Here is a 20,425-nt window from a genome sequence, read left to right as displayed (position 1 = left end):
CTCCAGGCGAAGGTGGAGGTGGAGACGGACGACGGGGAGACGAAACGCAACATCGACTTCGGGCAGCTGCGGCTCGGGGGCGCGTTCCAGTTGCACGAGGGCGCCGCGCACGTGGTGCCGTTCAGCCTTGAGGTTCCGTGGGAGACGCCGATAACCGCGTTCCTCGGCCAGCACCTCGCGGGGATGCAGATCGGAGTGACGACCGAGCTGGCGATCGCCCGGGCGGTGGACACCACCGATCTGGACCCGGTGACGGTGCATCCGCTGCCGGCGCAGCAGGCACTGCTCCAGTCGTTCGGTGAGCTGGGATTCCGCTTCAAGGCCGCGGACCTGGAGCAGGGCCACATCAGGGGGACCCGGCAGACGCTGCCGTTCTACCAGGAGATCGAGTTCCACGCGCCACAGCAGTACCGGGGACTGCGGGAGGTCGAACTGTCCTTCGTGGCCGACAGCCGGGAGATGGACGTCGTCCTGGAGATGGACAAGAAGCCGGGTGTGTTCACCTCCGGCGGAGACTCGTTCCGCGCCTTCCAGATGGACCTGGTCAACTACCCGCAGACCGACTGGACGGCCTACCTGAACCAGTGGCTCTCCGAGGTCGGCGGTAAGCGCAACTGGCTGTGACCGGCTGAGGGAGACGACCGGGGTCCGGTCCGTCTCCGGCCCCTCCCGGCGTACGACTCGTACGCGGTCTCGGTGCGCGTTCCCGCGGACCGCTTCCGGTTACCGGCGTCGGGGCGGGCCGCCCGGCGGACTCCCACGCCATGGCCGGGGCTCGGGGCGGCTCCTCCCGGGAGGGAGAACTCACCGGGAAGCGGGGGGCGGGCGAGACACCCGGAGGCGCTCACGCGAGAAGCGCGGTCAGCGGGGCGTCCCGGACGGCCCAGTAGCCGGTGGCGGCGGCGAGGGTCTCGGCCGCGGTGGCCGCCGTCGCCGGGTCGGTGGCGGCGAACTCCGTCCAGCTGGTGACCAGTACCAGATAGCCGTTGGTCTCACCCCACCAGGAGAGGTCGGTGAGACAGTCGGCGAGCGCGTCCCAGTTCCGTCCGAAGTATCCGGGCAGTTCGAGTCCGGCGGCGCAGCGGTCCATGAACTCCGCCTTGTTGCTCGCGCCCGTCAGGTCCACGACGGTGCCGACCCATCCCGCCGCCTCGGCCTGCATCAGCGCGTCCGGTCCGACGGAGGCGCACCGGTAGACACCGGGCGGAACCGTGCCGTCGAAAATGCCGGGCAGGTCGCCATAGGGCAGTTCGGGCAGTTGCGCGGAGCTGGTCATGATTGCACCACCGATATGAAGTGTCGTCGTGGTCACTGTCGTCACAGCACTCCGCCATGGTGGCAAACAGGGGTGCTGAGGGTCGTTAGGCTGGCCGTCACAGCGATTCGCGCGACGAGGAGGTCCTGACGTGTCCGAGCAGGTGCGGCGCCCACTTCCCCATGATTTCCACCCCCGGGTGCCGACGTTCGAGGTGACGAGCGATGACGTACCCACGGGTGGCCGACTGCACTCCGCGCAGCTGTACTCGGAGGGGAACACCTCTCCGCACCTGCGCTGGGAGGGTTTCCCGCCGGAGACCAGGAGTTTCGCCGTCACCTGTTTCGATCCGGACGCGCCGACGGGCAGCGGTTTCTGGCACTGGTCCGTCTTCGACATTCCCGCTTCGGTGACCGAACTGCCCACGGGCGCGGGCACGGGGGACATGAAGGGACTTCCCGAGGGCGCGGTGCACGTCCGGAACGACTTCGGCACCCGGGACTTCGGCGGGGCCGCGCCGCCCCCCGGAGACGGTCCGCACCGCTACGTGTTCACCGTCCACGCGGTGGACAGCGAGAAGCTGGGGCCGGACGCCGAGGGCTCCCCGGCCTTCGTCGGGTTCAACCTGCGGTTCAGGACGCTGGCGCGTGGTGAGCTGATCGCTGAGCACGAGGTGCCGGGCGAGGGCTGAGCGAACGGCGGATCTCCGGGCTGCCGGGCCGGTACGCGATGTGCGTGCCGGCCCTTCGCGTGTGCGGGTCCAGCGGTTCGCGTGTGCGGGTCCTGGGGTTCGTGGCGTTGCCTCACGGGGCGCGGCGGGCGGACCTCGGGTCGGCTCTCGCGAAGGGCTGGCGCGGTGAGCCGGGGGACGGGGTGAAGCCGCCACGTCGGGAAATTGCGTTGTTCCCCGGTGAGGGCCTCGGCACAGTGGAGCCACCTCGTCGCCCGGGCGGGGCACGGACGGGGAGGTGGACGGGATGCGGGAGACGCTGGTCCTCAACGCGAGCTTCGAACCGCTGTCGACGGTGTCGCTGCGCCGCGCGGTGGTGCTGATCATGCAGGACAAGGCGGTCGCGGAACGGTCCCACCCCGGTCTGCTGGTCCGGGCCGCACATCTGGAGTTGCCGGTACCCCAGGTGATCAGACTGCGCAGATACGTGAAGGTGCCGTTCCGACAACGGGCGCCGTGGTCGCGTCGCGGCGTCCTGGTGCGGGACCAGCACCGGTGCGCGTACTGCGGTCGCCGCGCGACCACGGTGGACCACATCGTGCCGCGCTCCCGGGGTGGCCGGGACGACTGGCTGAACACGGTGGCGGCCTGCGCGTCGGACAACCACCGGAAGGCCGACCGCACGCCGCAGCAGGCCGGGATGCGGCTGCTGACCAGACCGTTCGAGCCGACTCCGGCGGACGCGCTGGTGCTGGCGCTGGGGCCGCGCGGAAGCGAGCTGTTGCCGGACTGGCTGGCCGCCAGTGTGCGCGGGGCCTCGCCCGCGCCCGCCGCGGCCTAGCGGGGAGTCGGTGGGCGGCCCGACCGGCTGCCGGTGGGTCGCTCACCCGGCCGTGAACGGCCGGGAGTCCGGTGCCGTGAACGGCCGGGAGTCCGGTGCCGTGAACGGCCGGGAGTCCGGTGGGGTCGTGGTGGGCTGTTCAGCGCAGCAGGAGCTGCACGATGGCCACGCTGCCGACCGCGACGATGACGATCCGCAGCACCGTGGGGGCCAGCCGGCGCCCGATCCGGGCGCCGAGCTGGCCCCCCAGGGCCGCCCCCACCGCGAGGATCAGCACCGCCTGCCAGTGGAACTCAGCGACGAAGAGGAAGAAGAGGGCGGCCGTTCCGTTGGCGACCGCGCCGAGCACGTTCTTGACCGCGTTGATGCGTTGCAGGTCCTCAGGGAGCAGCAGCCCCATCAGCGCCAGGTAGATCACGCCCTGGGCCGCTCCGAAGTAACCGCCGTAGGCACTGGCGAACAGCATTCCGGAACGGAGGGTCAAGCCGCCGTCCGGGGGTGCCTCGGTTCCGTCGCGCTCCCGGCGGGCCTGGAGGGCGCGGGCCAGTCGCGGCTGGACGATGACGAGCACCAGGGCCAGCGCGACCAGGACGGGGACGATGGCGTCGAAGGCGCTGGAGGGCAGGGTCACCAGCAGGATGGCGCCGCCCAGCGATCCGACGAAGGTGACGACGCTGAGCCGGAGCACCCGGGATCGCTGGCCGCGCAACTCCCGCCGGTATCCGACGGCTCCGCTGATCGAGCCGGAGACCATGCCGAGCGAGTTGGAGACGTTGGCGGTGACCGGTGGCAGGCCGATGGCGAGCAGGACCGGGAAGGTCAGCAGGGTGCCGGAACCGACGATGGTGTTGATGGTGCCCGCGCCGATACCGGCCAGGCCCACGCCCAGCGCTTCCCAGAGAGTCACGCCTCACCCTTCGTCGTGCACAGATCAGTTCGTCTGGCACTGATCATGCATGAGCGTGAAGCGGCTTGGATACCGGAGTCCAGCAGACGGAACCGATCAGGAACGGTCGTCCGGGTGGGGAGCCGTACAGAGGCGGAGTTCGCGAGCCGCCGCTGTCGCGCGGCGCGGCGCACACGCACCGGGGCGCCCGGCCTCCGCTCGGCGGAGAGGCGGGCGCCCCGGCGTACGTCGCGCGCTCAGTCGATCGGCGGCTGCTCGCGGGGCGGTGTGGGCGGGGCGGGCGCGGTGGTGGCACTGGAACCGCCGTTGCCGCCGCCCGGCCGGAAGGTGTCCAGGGCACCACCGAGGCCCTTGAGCGCGTCGCCGATCTCGCTGGGCACGATCCAGAGCTTGTTGGCGTCGCCCTCGGCGATCTTCGGGAGCATCTGGAGGTACTGGTAGGAGAGGAGCTTCTGGTCCGGGTCGCCCGCGTGGATCGACTCGAAGACCGTCCGGATGGCCTGCGCCTCGCCCTCGGCGCGGAGCGCCGCGGAGCGCGCCTCACCCTCGGCGCGGAGGATGGCGGACTGCTTCTCACCCTCGGCCGTGAGGATCTCGGACTGCCGGACACCCTCGGCCTGGAGGATCGCGGCGCGCTTGTCGCGGTCCGCGCGCATCTGCTTCTCCATCGAGTCCTGGATGGAGGTGGGCGGTTCGATGGCCTTCAGCTCGACGCGGTTGACCCGGATGCCCCACTTGCCGGTGGCCTCGTCCAGCACGCCACGGAGCGCGGCGTTGATCTCCTCACGGGAGGTCAGCGTCCGCTCCAGGTCCATGCCGCCGATGATGTTCCGGAGCGTGGTGACCGTCAGCTGCTCGATCGCCTGGATGTAGCTGGCGACCTCGTAGGTGGCCGCCCGCGCGTCCGTCACCTGGTAGTAGATGACGGTGTCGATGTTGACGACCAGGTTGTCCTGGGTGATGACCGGCTGCGGAGGGAAGGGGACGACCTGTTCCCGCAGGTCGACACGGTTGCGCACGGTGTCGATGAAGGGGACGACGATGTTCAGGCCCGCGTTGAGTGTGCGGGTGTAGCGCCCGAAGCGCTCCACGATGGCGGCGCTCGCCTGCGGGATGACCTGGATCGTCTTGATGAGTGCGATGAAGACCAGCACCACCAGGATGATCAGGACGATGATGATGGCATCCATCGCGTGCCCCCTGACTGCGGTAGGAGTCGATGCGTATCCGATTGTCGGCCCACATCACATCACGACGGCGGTCGCTCCGTCGATTTCCACGACGTCCACCTGACTGCCCACGTCATAGGTGTCATCGACATCGAGTGAACGGGCCGACCAGACCTCGCCCGCGAGCTTGATTCGGCCTCCCTGACCGTCCACCCGCTCCAGCACGACGGCCCGACGCCCCTTCAGCGCGTCGACGCCGCTGCTGAGTTCGGGGCGCTCGGTGCGCATCCGCCGCGCCACCGGTCTGACCACGAGGATCAGGGCCGTGGAGACGACAGCGAAGACCACCACCTGGATCACCAGGCCACCGCCAAGTCCCGCCGCGATGGCCGCTGCCACCCCACCGACCGCGAGCATGCCGAACTCCGGCATCGCGGTCAGCACGAGCGGGATTCCCAAGCCTACGGCGGCGACGAGCCACCACACCCATGCGTCCACGCCCCCATGGTAGGCGCGGTGTCAGCCGAGCGGCAGGCCCTGTGCCGTCCAGCGGTCGCCCCGGCCTTCCAGTACCAGCGGCAGTCCGAAGCAGAGGGAGAGGTTCCGCGAGGTCAGTTCGGTCTCCAGGGGACCGGCGGCGAGGACGCGGCCCTGTCTGATCATCAAGACGTGCGTGAAACCTGGCGGAATCTCTTCGACGTGGTGGGTGACCATGATCATGGACGGGGCGAACGGGTCGCGGGCCAGCCGTCCGAGACGGCGCACCAGGTCCTCCCGGCCGCCGAGGTCGAGTCCGGCGGCCGGCTCGTCCAGCAGCAGCAGTTCGGGGTCGCTCATCATGGCGCGGGCGATCAGGGTGCGCTTCCGCTCCCCCTCGGAGAGGGTGCCGAACTTGCGCCCCAGGTACTCGCTCATGCCGAGCCGGTCGAGGAAGGCACGGGCCCGCTCCTCGTCCACCGCCTCGTAGTCCTCCTGCCAGTGCGCCGTCATGCCGTAGGCGGCGGTGAGTACCGTCTCCAGGACGGACTGGCCCCGGGGCAGTTTGTCGGCCATGGCCACGCCGGCCATGCCGATCCGGGGGCGCAGCTCGAACACGTCGACGCGGCCGAGGCGTTCACCGAGGATCGTCACCTCGCCGGACGTCGGGAACAGGTAGCTGGAAGCGAGGTTCAGCAGCGTGGTCTTGCCCGCGCCGTTGGGACCGAGGATGGCCCAGCGCTCCCCCTCCTTCACCGACCATGAGACATCGTCCACCAGAGCACGGCCCTCGCGGACCACGGATACGTCCCCCAGCTCCAGTACTTCGCTCATGAGCGCCCTGTCTCCTCAACCTGTCGTGTTGTCTGCGCCTGTGGGCACACTCCCCGGGTAAAACCTACGCCACCACGCGAATCACCGGTTCTCTAGGCTGGGTGCATGCTCAGGGAACCTCGTTCAGGGCGGCTGGCCGCCTGGGGAAACGCACTGCTCGCCGGAGCGGTCTCGCCGGACGCCGCGGCGGCCTCGATCACCGGCGAGGACGTCACACACCGCGTCACCGACCTCCCGCTCGCGGCGGGGCGGACCGGAGTGGAGCCGGTTCCCGTGGGGCTCACGCTGGCGCTCGGGCGGCTGCGCGCGCTGGGGGTGCGCGGTCTGCGGGTGGCGCTGCCCGCCGCCGGTCACCCCCTGGGGCTCACCGGACCACCGGAGTTCAACGAGCGGGCGCTGGAGGTGGGCGAGGCGGTGCTGGCGCCGGAGGCCGGGATCGGGCTGGTGCCGGTGGTCCACTCGGCGGGACCGGACGGCGGCGAGCCGGGGCAGCTGGCGGACCCGCGCTTCGGTCCGGCCGACACGCACACCGAAGTGGTGTGGGAGTGCCTGCCCGTCCGGGTGGCGCCACCGGCCGACGTGCCCACGCTGTCGGAGGCCGAACGGGAGCTCGCCGAGGCGATGAGGTCCGCCACCGAGGCGCTGACCCGCCTCGACGTGGCCGGTTCGGGCCCCGTGGCGGACGCCGCGCTGGAGGCGTACCGCGCCCGGGCCGAGGCGGGGCGGGAGGTGCTGGCGCCGGGCTATCCACCGCGTGCGGTGCGGGTGCTGGAGCTGGCGCAGCGGGTGGGCGCGCTGGTGTCGATCGCGCAGGGGGACGGCGGGGACGGACGGGCGTACGGCGGAGCCGTCAGCGCCTCCGAGATCGCCACCCGCTCCGCCCTGTTGCGGCCGGTCGAACGGACCGCGCGCCGGGCGCAGGTGGCCGCGTACAACGCGTACGCGGAGGAGCGGGAGCGGGACGCCGGGCGCTGAACGGCCGGGCGGCAAAGGCGAGTCGGGCGGGAACCGGGAAGACGGCGAGGGCGACGGGCACGGCGGTGCGGGGCCCCGGCCACGACGGGCCCGGAGCGTTCCCGTCGGGGCGCGGACAGCGGAACGGCCCCCCGATGGGGGGCCGTTCGCTGGGAGCGCCAGGACTCAGCCGAGGTTGGCGCCGGAGTTCCCGATGGCCGGGTTGAGCACACCGATCACGTTGACCGAGTTACCCACCAGGTTGACCGGCACATGCACCGGGATCTGAGCCGTGTTGCCCGAGATCACGCCCGGGGAGCCCTTGGAAACCCCTTCGGCACCGGACGAGGCGGCGGCGGCACCGGCTCCGGCGGCCACCAGACCGCCCGCGGCCATGGTCACCGCTACCGCTCTGTGCATGTTCCTCATGTTCGACCCTCCTCACGACTCGCCGCGGCCAACCGCCGCGACGCACACTGGAGAACGGGTCACGCGCCGTCAGGGTGCGCCATGCGCCCCCACCTCACACGACAGTATGAACCGGTGTCCGGTCGGCGGAACCGGGAACCGGTGGGGAATCAGGTGGTCAGCCCGTGGCGGACGGCCCAGAGCGCCGCCTGGGTCCGGTCGGCGAGGTCGAGCTTCATCAGGATGTTCGACACATGGGTCTTGACGGTCTTCTCCGAGAGCACCAGGGCCCGGGCGATCTCCCGATTCGAGCGGCCGTCCGCTATCAGGCCCAGCACCTCCCGTTCCCGGTCGGTGAGTTGGTCGGCGCGGGCCGTCGAACCCTCGCTCTCCTCGTCGCTCAGCAGCGCCCCGGCGACCTCGGGCTGGAGCAGGACGTGTCCGGCGTGTACGGAGCGGATCGCCCCGGCCAGCGCCTCCGGATCGACGTCCTTGTAGACGTACCCCGCCGCGCCGGCCCGGAGCGCGGGCACGACGGTGCGGCGCTCGGTGAAGCTCGTGACGACCAGGACGCGGGCCTCGTTGCCCCGTTCGCGCAGTCGGCGGAGCGCCTCGATGCCGTCGACGCCGGGCATCTTCACGTCCATCAGGACGACGTCGGGCCGCAGTTCGTCGGTCCGGGCGACGCCCTCCTCACCGTCCGCCGCCTCCCCGACCACCACGATGTCGTCCTGGATCTCCAGGAACGTGCGCAGTCCGCGCCGGACGACCTGGTGGTCGTCGACGAGCACCACGCGGATGGGTTCAGCCACCGGGCACCTCCATGTCGATCGTGGTGCCCTCGCCGGGCACCGACTGGATCGTCAGCCTGCCGCCGACTCCGGCGGCCCGGTCCCGCATCGACGCCAGACCCAGGTGGCGTCCGGCTCGGCGGACGGTGGAGGGGTCGAAGCCCCGGCCGTCGTCGGCGATCCGGAGCCGGTTGCCGTTCTCGGTGCGGACGAGCGTGACCGCCAGGCGGGACGCCTCGGCGTGCCGCAGCGCGTTGTGCATCGCCTCCTGCGCCACGCGCAGCAGCGCCTCCTCCTGGGCCGCCGGGAGGGCCCGGATACCGGCGGCCGAGAAAGTGACCCGGGCCGAGTGCGCGCGGTCGAGCACCTGGGCCTGGGCGCTGAGCGTGGCCACCAGACCGTCGTCGTCCAGGGCCGCGGGGCGCAGTTCGACGACGGCGGCGCGGAGTTCGTCGGCGGCCTCGGCGGACAGCCGGGCGATCTCGCGCAGTTCGTGCTTGGCGCGCCGGGGATCGCGGTCGACGAGCTTGGTGGCCGCCTGGGCGGTGAGGCGCAGGGAGAAGAGCTTCTGGGCGACGGCGTCGTGCAGTTCGTGGCCGATTCGGGCTCGTTCCTCGGCGATGGTCAGCTCCCGGCTGCGCTCGTAGAGCCGGGCGTTGGTGAGCGCGATGGCCGCGTGCTGGGCCAGCAGCCGCAGGAGTTGCTCGTCCTCGCTGGTGAAGCCGCAGCCGTCGGTGGCGGGCTGGCCGGGCGGGCGGCGTTTGTTGGCCAGGAACAGCGCGCCGAGCACCTCGCCGTCGTCGGCGATGGGGGTCCCGAGGAAGTCGGCCATCTCCGGGTGGGCTTCGGGCCAGCCCTGGAAGCGGGGGTCCTGCCGGACGTCGGCGAGGCGCTGCGGGGTGGCGTCGTGCAGCATCGCGGCGAGGATGCCGTGCTGGCGCGGCAGCGGACCGATCGCCTTCCACTGCTCCTCGCTGACGCCGTCCACCACGAACTGGGCGAAGCCGCCGTGGTCGTCCGGGACGCCCAGGGCGGCGTACTCGGCGTCGACCACCGTACGGGCGGAGGCGACGATGGTCTGGAGGACGTCCCGGACCGCCAGCTGGCGGTTCATCGCCAGCAGCGCCGCGCTGACCGCCGCGATCCCCGGGTGACTCTCCGGACTTCCCATGCCGCCACGGTACCGGTGTGATCGGATCCCGGTATCGGCCGCTGGGCCGGGGAGCGGGGGACCGGGGACCTAGGACGCGCACCGGGCGGCCTCCTCACCTCGCGGTACGGCCGGGCCCGTGGCGGGGCCGACGGGTACGGGCGCGGGTCGGGCGGCGCTGGCCGCCGCGCCGCCCGCGTGCGGAGGGTTCGGGTACCGACGTGGGCGGTCAGTGCGGGTGAGGAGCCGGGACGTCCCGTCCGGTGTCCGCTCAGACGCCGTTCGCGGGGCGGGGCGGACGCCGCATCGACCACACCACGGGCCCGCCACCGGGCAGTCGCGCCTCGCCGGTCACGGTGAAGCCGAAGTGCTCGTAGAAGGGAAGGTTGTTGGCCGAGGAGGACTCCAGGTGGGCGGGCAGGCCGGCCGCGTCAGCCTGGGCCAGTCCGGAGCGCAGCAGGGCGGCTCCGTGACCCTGGCCGCGGGCGGCCGGGTCGGTCCCGATCACGGCGAGGTACCAGGAGTCCTCGGTGGGGGCCTCCTCCCCGGCGCCCTCGACGGCGGCGCGGAACAGCGCGGCGCGGTCCCCGAGGATCTCCTCCAGCTCCCGGACGGTCTCCGCGTCGGGCACGGCCTTCTCCCTGCCCTCCGGGGGTACCCAGAAGGCGGCCGCCGCGTCGGTGCGCTCGCACACCCCGTGGTGGGCGTACTGCCGGGTGAGGAGCGTGGTGAAGTAGCGGCCCACCGCCGTCTCGCGGGAGGCGTCGTCGGGGAAGAACCAGCGGATCATCGGGTCGTCGGTGAAGGCACGGGCCAGTACGCGGCTGACCGGGGAAGCGTCCTCGGCGGTGATCACGCGCGGCGTGGCCGGGGCGACGGTCCGCGAATCGTTCGGCTCACGCGCCGTGTTCGGTTTGTTCGGCATACCCGACATTCTGCGTTTCCGCCGGTCACGGGTGACGACCGGGGTCGTTCTGGCGCGGGCGCCCGGCTGGCGGGTGCGATGAGCGAGCGGGGTGGGCGGTCGGAACGGCGCGGCGGGCGGTGACCCTCCGGGGGTCACCGCCCGCCGCGCGGTGTGGTGCTGGGCCGGGGGCCTGTCGGGGTCCCTCGGCCGGGTCGGTCACTTCCGCATGACCTCCGGCTCGTGCCGCCGCAGGAGCCGGGCGACGACGACGCCGCAGATGACGCCGAGCGCCAGCAGCACGCCCATGTCGAGCACCCAGGTGCTCATCTCGTGCTCCCACAGCGGGTCGAGATCGGTCGGGTTGTCCCGGTCCATGGGTGGCATGGTGTGCGAGAGGTCCAGCGAGGAGCCCGCGGCCGCGATGGCCCAGCGCGAGGGCATCAGCCAGGCGATCTGCTCGATCCCGAGAGAACCGAAGATCTTGAACAGCACACCGGTGAACACGACCTGGACGATCGCGAACATGACCAGCAGCGGCATGGTCTTCTCGGCGGTCTTCACCAGCGAGGAGATGATCAGGCCGAACATCATCGAGGTGAAGCCGAGCGCGATGATCGACAGGCAGATCTCGACGGCGGGCGGGAGGAAGAGGGCCTCCTCCGGCAACTCGCGGGGCATGAGGCCGATCACGCAGATCAGCACGCCCTGGAAGGCGGTGACCACGCCGAGCACGATGACCTTGGACATCAGGTACGCGGAGCGGGACAGGCCGGTCGCCCGTTCCCGTTCGTAGATGACCCGTTCCTTGATCAGTTCTCGTACCGAGTTGGCCGCGCCGGAGAAGCACATCCCGACCGCGAGGATCAGCATGATGGTGCCCGCGTCCGAGTTGAACATCCCCTTGTTGGGGTTGGGCGCGAGGCCGTAGTCGGACGGGATCACCGTACTCACGCCGCCGAGGATCAGTGGCAGCACCACCGTGAGGGCCAGGAAGCCCTTGTCCGAGGCGATCACCGAGATGTAGCGCCGTATCAGGGTCCCCAGCTGGGATCCCCAGCTCTGCGGTTTCTGCGTCCGGGCGGGTGGCGCCTGCACCGCCTGCGCCTGCGGCGCGACCGAGTCGAGGTCCGCCGCGTACAGCTGGTAGTGCTGGGAACCCTGCCAGCGCGCCATCCAGTCGTAGTCGCGGTAGTTCTCGAAGGCGGAGAAGACGTCGGCCCAGGTGTCGTAGCCGAAGAAGTTGAGCGCCTCCTCCGGCGGGCCGAAGTAGGCGACACCTCCACCCGGCGCCATCACCAGCAGCTTGTCGCAGAGCCCGAGTTCGGCCACCGAGTGGGTGACGACCAGCACCGTACGGCCGTCGTCGGCGAGGCCGCGCAGCAGCTGCATCACGTCGCGGTCCATGCCCGGGTCGAGGCCGGAGGTCGGCTCGTCCAGGAAGATCAGCGAGGGCTTGGTCAGCAGCTCCAGGGCGACCGAGACCCGCTTGCGCTGACCGCCGGAGAGCGAGGTGACCTTCTTGTCGGCGTGGATGTCGAGCTTGAGCTCGGCCAGCACCTCCTCGACCCGCGCGTTCCGCTCGGCCTCCGCGACGTCTCCGGGGAAGCGGAGGCGGGCGGCGAAGCGGAGGGCGGTGCGGACCTTCAGCTCCTTGTGCAGGATGTCGTCCTGCGGAACCAGGCCGATACGCTGCCGCAGCTCGGCGAAGTGCTTGTACAGGTTCCGGTTGTCGTACAGCACCTCGCCCACATCGGCTGGCCGGTAACCGGTCAGCGCGCGCAGCAGCGTGGACTTGCCGGAGCCCGAGGGGCCGATGACCCCGATCAGGGACTTCTCCGGGACCCCGAAGGTGACGTTGTTGAGGATCACCTTCCCGTTGTCCACCTTCACCGTCAGGTGGCGGGCGGAGAAGGAGACCTCACCGGTGTCGACGAACTCCTCCAGCCGGTCTCCCACGAGCCGGAAGGTGGAGTGGCCGACACCGACGGTGTCGTGCGGCGTGATGACGGCGCTGCCGGACTTGGGGAGCGGCTGACCGTTGACGTACGTGCCGTTGTGGCTGCCGAGGTCGCGGATCTCGAAACGGCCGTCGGGCGAGGCGTGGAACTCCGCGTGGTGCCGGGAGACCTGAAGGTCCGAGACGACCAGCTCGTTCTCCAGCGCACGGCCGATGCGCATCACCCGGCCCAGCGAGAACTGGTAGAAGCTCGTCGGACCACGGTCCCCCGTGGAGGGCATGTCACCGGCCTGCTGCTGCGGCATCTGCGGCGCCCCGTGCTGCGGGGGCATCTGCTGGGGCGGACCCTGGTACGGCATCTGCTGGGACGCCGCCTGCTGCGGTACCTGCTGGGGCGGGGCCTGGTGCGGAGCGAACTGCTGCTGCGGCGGGGGCTGCTGGCCCTGCTGCGGCTGGTGCGGGTGCTGGGGCTGGCCCTGCGGCGGCTGCTGCCAGCCGGGCTGCTGTCCCCAGCCCGGGTCACCACCGGGCTGTTGCCGCGGCGGCGCCTGCGGCGCGGCCTGCCCGCCGTACGCGTCGGCGCCCTGCGCGGCGCCCACCTGGGCCTGCGCGCCGGAGCCGGAGAAGGTGAGCAGCGGGCCGTCGGTGGCGTTGCCCAGGTTGATGCTGGTGCCGGGGCCCAGTTCCAGCTGCTGGACCCGCTGGCCCCCCACGTACGTGCCGTTGGTGCTGCCGTGGTCCTCGATGACCCAACCGCGCCCGCCCCACAGGATCGTGGCGTGCCGCCAGGAGACCCTGGCGTCGTCCAGCACCAGGTCTCCCTGGGGGTCACGACCCAGGCTGTACGTCCTGGACGGGTCTAGCGCCCAGGTTTGTCCATTCAATTCCAGTACGAGTTCCGGCACTCCATGCCCCACAAAGTTGTCCCCCGAGCTACTCCCTGCGTTGGGAGTCTAGGGATGGTGAACATCGTGGGGAACTATTCCAGGCTCAAGGGCGGGACAGAAAGCCACCCCTCGTGGAAGCCACTGTTCCCGGCACCGCGACGGCGGGGGAAAACCCAGCAGACAGCCGCAGTCCACCGGAAATCCGGTGAAGTACCCCCGCAGCGCCAGGAAAGCGGATCCATCCCCGATATCCCGGATCCCGCCCGGGCGGTGACCGACAAAGGGCCCATCGACGGATACGGAGGGCGGCTCGCGCCGCACCCATGCGCGATCTTCACCGCCTCCCCCTGGACCCTCCCCGTTCCGGCCACCGGCACGGACGGCCGGACACGGACAGGAACGGCGTCCCGACTGCTCTTCCGCGTCAGGCCGCCGGAAAACCCGTGCCACCTCTCGTTTCGATAACGGAAGGGCACGCGCCCGGCGCGACGACCTGTCCCCCACCGCCCCCACGGTCACCCGACCCTCCGCGCGTCCGTCGCCCCCACCCGCTCTCCGTACCCCCGAACGCCCCCGAACGCCCTCGACCGCCCCCGGCAGCCCTCGGCGCCGGAGAGGTGGTCTCGCGCTCTCCCCGGGGTCACCCGGTCCCGCCCCCGCCCTGGTGCCGGCACCAGTCCCGGTCAGCGCGGGGCCGTCCTCCCCCGGCCGTGCCTCACCCCAGCGGCGTAGCCGCCGGCGGGTACGGCCGCGAACCAGCGGCGCACGGCGGGGCCGGGGCGGGCGCGAAGCTGTGACCTGGCCCTCAGTACGCCCCCTGAACGATCCGCACGCCCCGCAACGGCTACTGTGAAATCACCATGACCACTTCGATGGCTCTCCCCCCTTCGTACGCGGACACCCCGACTCTCCTGGTCAAGATCTTCGGCAAGGACCGGCCCGGTATCACCGCCGGGCTCTTCGACACGCTCGCGGCCTACGGTGTGGAGGTCGTCGACATCGAGCAGCTCGTCACCCGCGGCCGTATAACGCTGTGTGCCCTGGTCACCGCTCCGGACGCGGGGTTGGCCACCGAGGGTGAGCTGCGGGCGACGGTGCACAACTGGGCCGAGTCGATGCGGCTCGAAGCGGAGATCATCTCCGGCGTGGGGGACAACCACCCCCGCGGCATGGGCCGCTCACACGTCACCGTCCTCGGACAGCCGCTGACCGCCGACTCGACCGCCGCCATAGCGGCCAGCATCACGGCGACCGGCGGGAACATCGACCGGATCTTCCGGCTCGCGAAGTACCCCGTACTCGCCGTGGAGTTCGACGTCTCCGGTACCGAGACGGCGGAGCTGCGCACCGCGCTCGCCATGGAGGCCGCACGGTACGGCGTGGACATCGCCGTCGTCGCCTCGGGGCTCCAGCGCCGCGCGCAGCGCCTGGTCGTGATGGACGTCGACTCCACCCTGATCCAGGACGAGGTGATCGAACTCTTCGCCGCCTACGCGGGCTGCGAGGAGGAGGTCGCCGCGGTCACCACCCGCGCGATGCGCGGCGAACTGGACTTCGCGGAGTCGCTGCACGCCCGGGTCGCCCTGCTGGCCGGACTGGACGTCTCGGTGGTCGAGAAGGTGCGGGCCGACGTGCGGCTCACCCCCGGGGCACGCACCCTGGTGCGCACCCTCAAGCGCCTCGGCTACCAGGTGGGCGTCGTCTCCGGCGGGTTCACCCAGGTCACGGACGCCCTCCAGGAGGAGCTGGGGCTGGACTTCGCCTCCGCCAACACGCTGGAGGTGGTGGACGGCAAGCTGACCGGCCGGGTCACGGGCGAGATCGTGGACCGGGAGGGCAAGGCCCGGCTGCTGCGCCGGTTCGCCACCGAGGCCGGGGTTCCCCTGGGGCAGACGGTCGCGATCGGCGACGGCGCCAACGACCTGGACATGCTGAACGCGGCCGGACTCGGGGTGGCCTTCAACGCCAAGCCGGTGGTCCGGAAGGCCGCGCACACCGCCGTCAACGTCCCGTTCCTGGACACCGTGCTGTACCTGCTGGGGATCACCCGGGACGAGGTGGAGGCGGCGGACGACGCGGACGGTGTGCTCGCCGAGTACGGCGAGGCCCCGGCCACGGGGCACCCCGAGCCCTCCACCCGGTAGCCCTCGACCGCCCGCGATCCGCGACCGCCAGCACCGGCGTCCACTCGGGCCCGCGTGGACGCGCCGACGGCCCCCGGCACTCGACGCCGGGGGCCGTCGGCGTGGGCGGACAGGCGGCGGCCGTCAGGCGTGCGGCGTCCAGAAGGTGGTGAGGGCTCCCGCGCCCGGGCCGAGCGACTTCCAGGCGCCGGTGTAGCTGACCACCGCCACCGCCGAGGTGGGGAAGCCCAGCGCCATCCGCGCTCCCGCCTCCTCGTCCGCGCTGCCGGACAGCACCTCGGAGACGTTCTGCATGCCCGGGTTGTGCCCGATCACCAGCACCTCCCGGACCTCGTCCGGGAGGTCGTTGAGCACCTCGATGACCTGTCCGGCCGGGGCGTCGTACAGCCGCTCCTCGTACACCGTGCGGGGGCGCCGGGGCAGCTTGGGCGCGGCCAGCTTCCAGGTCTCCCGGGTGCGGGCGGCGGTGGAGCAGAGCGCCAGCTGGGGATCGATCCCCTGGGCGGCGAGCCACTCACCGGCGACCGGGGCGTCCTTGCGGCCTCGCTCCGCGAGGGGGCGTTCGTGGTCCGGCACCTGGGGCCAGTCGGCCTTGGCGTGCCGGAGGAAGACGAGGGTGCGGGAGACATCGACGCTCATGCGTCCCAGCTTCGCACGAAACGATCCGCCGGGCCCGGGGTGTTGGTGCGCTCGACAGCTCCGTCAGGGGTTCGGGCGCGCGCGACCCGGCGCGCACCGCGCGAGCACGCGACCGGCACTCACCCGGCGACCACGCGCCACACCAGCTCGAACAGCTCCAGCGGGGACTGGGCGCCGGAGTCCCGCCACTCCGCCGCACCGGCCTCCCCGCCACTGGTCAGCAGCAGAAGCAGGGTGGCGAAGGCGATCGCCGGAAGGGCAACGGCCCACCACGGAAGGCGCGTCTGGGCGGCGGCGCACGCCTGGCCCGCGGAGGCCGGGCCCGGGCGCGATCCGCCGCGGTCGCCGTCGGGGCGGGTACTGCCGGGGAGCGGGCGGGCCGTCATACGGGGCCTCCGTGGGGTTGTCCGGAACCGTCCCGGCTGACGCTACGGAGCGCGGGGGCGCGCTCCCATCCGGTGACCCACCCAGTTCCCCCTGAGCCCAGCCCCCTAGGGGACGGTGGGGCCACCCCCACCCCCGGGCCCACGCGAGCGGTCCCGTACCAGGGGCCGAGGAGGAGCCGGCGAGGGGTGACGCTCGATCGAAACGGGACCGGGCAGAGCTGATCAGACCGGGTCACGCATGGTCACGGCGGGGGCCGTCGCCCGGGACGCGGTACGCGCCGCGCGGCCGTCGGCGACCGCCACGGGTGCGGGAGGGACGGACCGGTCGCGGCCGGGTGGCCGGGGCGCGGAGTGGGTCAGGGGGCCGCGATACTCGCGATGATCCCGATGACCACGGTCACGCCGATCATGGCGCCGAAGACGAGCAGCAGTTTCTTCCGCGGGTTGGGCGGATGGGGCTCAAGGACTGGCATGCCCGTCAGTGTCGCACTCAGCCGTCGTCCTCCACGACCCGGTCCCGGCCCGCGAGCACGCCGACGGCCATCTGCGTCAGCATCAGCCCCGTCATCAGCACCAGGGGGACCCGCCAGCCGCCGCTCGCGTCGTGCAGCGCCCCGACGAGCAGCGGCCCGGGGACGGAGATGAGGTACCCGGTGCTCTGCGCGAAGGCGGAGAGCTTGACGACGCCGTCGGCGGTGCGGGCCCGCATCCCGATCAGGGTGAGGACGAGCGGGAAGGTGCAGTTGGAGACGCCGAGCAGGATCGCCCAGAGCCAGGACCCGGCCCCCGGCGCGAACCACAGTCCGGCGTAGCTGGCGAGTCCGCACGTGGAGAGGGCGATCACCAGGGGGCCCTGGTGGCGCATGCGGACGGCCACCTTCGGCAGGACGAAGGAGAGCGGTATGCCGGTCCCCATCGTCACCGCGAGCATCAGTCCCGCCGAGGAGGCCGGTACGCCCGCGTCCCGGAAGATCTGCGGGAGCCAGCCCATCGTGATGTAGGCCGCGGACGCCTGGAGTCCGAAGAACACCCCGAGCGCCCAGGCGGTGGGCGACCGGGCGATCCGCACCCCGGCCCCGGCGGCGCCCGCCTCGCTCCCCTCTGGGGCGCCCGCGCGCGGATCGGCGGCGGGCCCGGACCGGGGGTCGTCCGAAGTGGTCGCGCGCCCGGCCGCGTTGGCGGCGTCCGGGCGGCTTCCCAGCACGGCGGCCGGTGACTCCCCCGCCGTCCGTCCCTCCGTCTCCCCGGCGCGGTCCCGTCCGCCGTCCGGGGCGGGCGCCCGGCCCGCCCGGCCGCCGAGGATGGCGGCCCACGGGACCAGCGCGCCGAGGGCGAGGAACGCCCAGGTCGCCAGCCCGACCCGCCAACTCCCGCCCAGCGCCTGGGTCATGGGCACGGTGACCGCGGCGGCGAGCGAGGTGCCGACCGCCAGCGCCATGGAGTAGAGCCCGGTCATCGCCCCGACGCGGTCCGGGAACCAGCGCTTGACGACCACCGGCATCAGCACGTTGCCCACCGCGATCCCCGCGAGGGCGAGCGCGCTGGCGGCCAGGAAGGTGACCGTGCCGTTCGCGAGGGGGCGCAGCGCCAGGCCGAGGGTGATCGCGGCCATTCCGGCGAGGACCACGGCGGCCGGGCCCCAGCGGCGGGCGAGTCGCGGGGCCAGCGGCCCGAAGACCGCGAAGCAGAGCGGCGGTACGGAGGTGAGCAGCCCGGCGACGGTGCCGTTCATGCCAAGGCCGTCCCGCACCTCCGCGAGCAGCGGCCCGAGGCCGGAGATGGCGGGACGCAGGTTGAGCGCGGCCAGCACCAGCCCGATCACGACGAGGCGCGGTCCCCAGCGCGAAACGGCCCCGGACGGAGTCGTCCGGGGCGCGGGGGGCACGGCCCCGGTACCGGGGGCGCGCTTGTCGAGATCGTCCTCTGCCATGACCATAGCGGCCATCATAGAATCATGGGATGAATCTGGGCCACCATGATTCCGGGGCGCCCTCGGCGGCGGTCCGGCGGCGCCGTCAGCCGGAGCCCCGGGCGCCACGGCCAGGGACGCGGCTCCGCGCCGGTCCCGTCCGACCAGACCCGACCCAGACCCGACCGATCGCGATCGGCACCAACCAGCACCGACCAGCACGGGCCAGAATCGGACGTGCCCGGCCGGGCCGGGTCCCCAGCCCCTCGCCTCCAGCGAGCGACGCGGCACCGGCGGCAGCCCGTCCGGCGACTCCCCGTCCGGCGGCGGCCCGCGGCCATCGGCCGCACCGCGTCAACCGTCGTGCCGTCGCACCCGGCCGCCGAGCGGGACCGCACGCCGCGCGGTCCGGATCGGGGGAGCCGCGCGCCGCGCGGGACATACGGCCAGCGGCCGTGTCCGTCACTCCGCCCACGTCCCTCACGCCCTCCACATACCGGGAGAGTCATGCCCCTGTCCGCACCGAACCGCTCCGCGCTCGCCGACCAGGTGATCGCGGCCCTTCGCGCGCAGATCACCTCCGGTGAGTGGCCGGTCGGGTCCCGCATCCCGACCGAACCGGACCTCGTGCGGCAGCTCGGGGTGGCCCGGAACACGGTGCGCGAGGCGGTCCGCGCGCTCGCGCACAACGGGCTGCTCGACATCCGGCAGGGGTCGGGTACCTACGTCGTCGCCACGAGCGAGCTGGCCGGGGTGATGCACCGCCGGTTCGCGGAGGCCGACCCCGGGCACGTGGGGGAGCTACGGGCGGCGCTGGAGACCTCGGCCGCCCGGCTGGCGGCGCTGCGCCGCACCGACCGGGACCTGCGTCAGCTCGACGCGCTGCTCGAACGGCGGGAGGCCGCCTGGGAGTCGGGGGACGCGGGGCGCTTCGTCGAGGCCGACGCCGGTCTGCACCTCGGCATCGTCGCGGCCTCGCACAACGAGGTGCTCACCGCCGTCTACGCCGACTTGGGCGACGTGATGCGGGCCTTCCTCCGGCACGACGTCGGCGAGGAGCTGGCGCCGGAGGAGCACATGGACCACGCGCGGCTGGTCGAGGCCATCCGCGCCGGGGACGCCGAGACCGCGGCGGACGAGGCGCGCTCCTACTCCGCGCAGTGGGGCTGCGGCGCCCGGCTCGCCACCGGAGGCTGAACCGGAGTCGTCCACGCCACGGGCCGGAGTCGTCCACGCCACGGGAGCGCGCCCCGGCCGGGGAGACGCGGGGCGGGCACGCGCGAGGTCCCGGCCCGGGGGTGACGGGCCGGGACCTCGGGTGATCCGGGTGGGAGCGCTCAGGCGCCCATCATGTGGACGCCGCCGTCCACGTGCACGATCTCGCCGGTGGTCTTCGGGAACCAGTCCGAGAGCAGGGCGACGATGCCACGCCCGGCCGGTTCGGGGTCGGTGAGCTCCCAGCCGATCGGGGCGCGGGCGTCCCAGACGTCGGCCAGCTGCTCGAACCCGGGGATGGACTTGGCCGCCATGGACTTGAGCGGACCGGCCGCGATCAGGTTGCAGCGGATGTTCTGGTGGCCGAGGTCCCGCGCGAGGTAGCGCGAGGTGGATTCGAGCGCCGCCTTGGCCACGCCCATCCAGTCGTACTTCGGCCAGGCGACCTGGGCGTCGAAGTCCAGCCCGACGACCGAGGCACCGCGCCCCTCCACCGAGCCGTCCTCCGGGGCCAGCAGCGGCAGCAGCGCCATGGTGACCGACTTGAGGGAGTAGGCGGAGACCTCGAAGGCCGTCGACACCGACTCCCACTCGGTCTGGAGGAAGTTGCCGCCCAGCGCGTCCTGCGGGGCGAAGGCGATGGAGTGCACCAGGCCGTCCAGCGGCACGCCCTCACCGAGGTGCTCGGCCACCCGCTCCGCGAGGGTGTCCAGGTGCTCCCGGTTCTGCACGTCCAGCTCGATCACCGGCGCCTCCTTGGGCAGCCGCCGGGCGATCCGCTGGACCAGCGAGAGCCGACCGAACCCGGTGAGGATGACCTCGGCGCCCTCCTCCTGGGCGAGTTTCGCGGCGTGGAAGGCGATCGAGGCGTCGGTGAGCACCCCCGTGACGAGGATGCGCTTGCCCGCGAGAAGTCCGCTCATGT

21 protein-coding genes (1 of these 21 only partly in view) are annotated in these 20,425 nt (G+C 72.3%); 6 read left to right on the top strand and 15 right to left on the bottom strand.

What is annotated here, in order from left to right:
* Positions 1 to 624, top strand: the 3' portion of a protein-coding gene (locus E0L36_RS06300; protein WP_180927832.1) for a sporulation protein. 159 nt of this gene lie to the left of the window's left edge; the window shows 624 of its 783 coding nt (coding positions 160–783); its start codon lies off the left edge, out of view; the stop codon is at positions 622 to 624.
* A gap of 220 nt (positions 625 to 844) precedes the next feature.
* Here E0L36_RS06300 and E0L36_RS06295 read toward each other — a convergent pair whose 3' ends face one another.
* Positions 845 to 1,276 carry a barstar family protein gene (locus E0L36_RS06295; protein WP_180927831.1) on the bottom strand — a complete coding sequence of 144 codons (432 nt, stop codon included), beginning with the start codon at positions 1,274 to 1,276 and terminating at the stop codon, positions 845 to 847.
* Between the two features lie 130 nt (positions 1,277 to 1,406).
* Here E0L36_RS06295 and E0L36_RS06290 point away from each other — a divergent pair, with 130 nt between their 5' ends.
* A complete protein-coding gene (locus E0L36_RS06290; RefSeq protein WP_180927830.1) occupies positions 1,407 to 1,946 on the top strand; it encodes a YbhB/YbcL family Raf kinase inhibitor-like protein in 540 nt (179 codons plus the stop codon).
* A gap of 286 nt (positions 1,947 to 2,232) precedes the next feature.
* Complete coding sequence (locus tag E0L36_RS06285; protein WP_180927829.1) at positions 2,233 to 2,766, top strand: HNH endonuclease; 534 nt, start codon at positions 2,233 to 2,235, stop codon at positions 2,764 to 2,766.
* A 139-nt stretch (positions 2,767 to 2,905) separates the two neighbouring features.
* Here E0L36_RS06285 and E0L36_RS06280 read toward each other — a convergent pair whose 3' ends face one another.
* The 4 genes from E0L36_RS06280 to E0L36_RS06265 form a co-directional block, all read right to left on the bottom strand.
* Positions 2,906 to 3,673 carry a sulfite exporter TauE/SafE family protein gene (locus tag E0L36_RS06280; protein WP_180927828.1) on the bottom strand — a complete coding sequence of 256 codons (768 nt, stop codon included), beginning with the start codon at positions 3,671 to 3,673 and terminating at the stop codon, positions 2,906 to 2,908.
* Positions 3,674 to 3,909: 236 nt separating this feature from the next.
* The gene (locus tag E0L36_RS06275; RefSeq protein ID WP_180927827.1) at positions 3,910 to 4,863 is read right to left on the bottom strand and encodes an SPFH domain-containing protein; all 954 of its coding nucleotides are present in this window, start codon (positions 4,861 to 4,863) and stop codon (positions 3,910 to 3,912) included.
* A gap of 54 nt (positions 4,864 to 4,917) precedes the next feature.
* Positions 4,918 to 5,340, bottom strand: a complete 423-nt coding sequence (locus tag E0L36_RS06270; protein ID WP_180927826.1) for an NfeD family protein — start codon at positions 5,338 to 5,340, stop codon at positions 4,918 to 4,920.
* 21 nt (positions 5,341 to 5,361) lie between these two features.
* Positions 5,362 to 6,153: an ABC transporter ATP-binding protein gene (locus E0L36_RS06265; protein ID WP_180927825.1), complete on the bottom strand. Its 792-nt coding sequence runs from the start codon at positions 6,151 to 6,153 to the stop codon at positions 5,362 to 5,364.
* Positions 6,154 to 6,258: 105 nt separating this feature from the next.
* On the opposite strand from E0L36_RS06265, the gene E0L36_RS06260 reads away from it, so the two are divergent.
* Positions 6,259 to 7,128 (top strand): hypothetical protein, encoded by an 870-nt coding sequence (locus E0L36_RS06260; RefSeq protein WP_180927824.1) that lies wholly within the window; start codon positions 6,259 to 6,261, stop codon positions 7,126 to 7,128.
* A 165-nt stretch (positions 7,129 to 7,293) separates the two neighbouring features.
* Here E0L36_RS06260 and E0L36_RS06255 read toward each other — a convergent pair whose 3' ends face one another.
* From E0L36_RS06255 to E0L36_RS06235, 5 genes are all read right to left on the bottom strand, one after another.
* Positions 7,294 to 7,536 carry a chaplin gene (locus tag E0L36_RS06255; RefSeq protein ID WP_180927823.1) on the bottom strand — a complete coding sequence of 81 codons (243 nt, stop codon included), beginning with the start codon at positions 7,534 to 7,536 and terminating at the stop codon, positions 7,294 to 7,296.
* Positions 7,537 to 7,685: 149 nt separating this feature from the next.
* Complete coding sequence (locus tag E0L36_RS06250; protein WP_180927822.1) at positions 7,686 to 8,327, bottom strand: response regulator transcription factor; 642 nt, start codon at positions 8,325 to 8,327, stop codon at positions 7,686 to 7,688.
* Complete coding sequence (locus E0L36_RS06245; RefSeq protein WP_180927821.1) at positions 8,320 to 9,477, bottom strand: GAF domain-containing sensor histidine kinase; 1,158 nt, start codon at positions 9,475 to 9,477, stop codon at positions 8,320 to 8,322. The genes E0L36_RS06250 and E0L36_RS06245 overlap by 8 nt, the downstream gene beginning before the upstream one ends.
* Before the next feature lie 250 nt (positions 9,478 to 9,727).
* On the bottom strand, positions 9,728 to 10,381 hold the full coding sequence (locus tag E0L36_RS06240; RefSeq protein WP_180927820.1) for a GNAT family N-acetyltransferase: 654 nt from the start codon (positions 10,379 to 10,381) through the stop codon (positions 9,728 to 9,730).
* A 198-nt stretch (positions 10,382 to 10,579) separates the two neighbouring features.
* Positions 10,580 to 13,225, bottom strand: coding sequence for an FHA domain-containing protein (locus tag E0L36_RS06235; protein ID WP_180927819.1), 2,646 nt, complete (start codon positions 13,223 to 13,225; stop codon positions 10,580 to 10,582).
* An 842-nt stretch (positions 13,226 to 14,067) separates the two neighbouring features.
* Here E0L36_RS06235 and serB point away from each other — a divergent pair.
* Positions 14,068 to 15,351 (top strand): phosphoserine phosphatase SerB, encoded by a 1,284-nt coding sequence (serB, locus tag E0L36_RS06230; protein WP_180927818.1) that lies wholly within the window; start codon positions 14,068 to 14,070, stop codon positions 15,349 to 15,351.
* 123 nt (positions 15,352 to 15,474) lie between these two features.
* Here the strand turns inward: serB and E0L36_RS06225 are convergent, their stop codons facing one another.
* The 4 genes from E0L36_RS06225 to E0L36_RS06215 all read right to left on the bottom strand — a co-directional run bounded on the left by E0L36_RS06225 (position 15,475) and on the right by E0L36_RS06215 (position 18,312).
* On the bottom strand, positions 15,475 to 15,990 hold the full coding sequence (locus tag E0L36_RS06225) for a histidine phosphatase family protein (RefSeq protein WP_180927817.1): 516 nt from the start codon (positions 15,988 to 15,990) through the stop codon (positions 15,475 to 15,477).
* A gap of 119 nt (positions 15,991 to 16,109) precedes the next feature.
* Positions 16,110 to 16,376, bottom strand: coding sequence for a hypothetical protein (locus E0L36_RS06220; protein WP_180927816.1), 267 nt, complete (start codon positions 16,374 to 16,376; stop codon positions 16,110 to 16,112).
* Positions 16,377 to 16,732: 356 nt separating this feature from the next.
* Complete coding sequence (locus tag E0L36_RS27450) at positions 16,733 to 16,849, bottom strand: SGM_5486 family transporter-associated protein (RefSeq protein WP_258015915.1); 117 nt, start codon at positions 16,847 to 16,849, stop codon at positions 16,733 to 16,735.
* A gap of 17 nt (positions 16,850 to 16,866) precedes the next feature.
* A complete protein-coding gene (locus tag E0L36_RS06215) occupies positions 16,867 to 18,312 on the bottom strand; it encodes a CynX/NimT family MFS transporter (RefSeq protein ID WP_374705491.1) in 1,446 nt (481 codons plus the stop codon).
* A gap of 480 nt (positions 18,313 to 18,792) precedes the next feature.
* Between E0L36_RS06215 and E0L36_RS06210 the strand changes: the two genes are divergently transcribed.
* Positions 18,793 to 19,482: a FadR/GntR family transcriptional regulator gene (locus E0L36_RS06210; protein ID WP_180927814.1), complete on the top strand. Its 690-nt coding sequence runs from the start codon at positions 18,793 to 18,795 to the stop codon at positions 19,480 to 19,482.
* A 140-nt stretch (positions 19,483 to 19,622) separates the two neighbouring features.
* Here the strand turns inward: E0L36_RS06210 and fabI are convergent, their stop codons facing one another.
* The gene (gene fabI / locus E0L36_RS06205) at positions 19,623 to 20,423 is read right to left on the bottom strand and encodes an enoyl-ACP reductase FabI (protein WP_180927813.1); all 801 of its coding nucleotides are present in this window, start codon (positions 20,421 to 20,423) and stop codon (positions 19,623 to 19,625) included.
* Positions 20,424 to 20,425 lie beyond the last annotated feature (2 nt).

The organism is Streptomyces sp. AJS327, assembly GCF_013450295.1.
GTDB lineage: Bacteria > Actinomycetota > Actinomycetes > Streptomycetales > Streptomycetaceae > Streptomyces.
The sequence above is the reverse complement of the archived record's forward strand: the minus strand, read 5'-3'. Positions and strand labels throughout refer to the sequence as shown.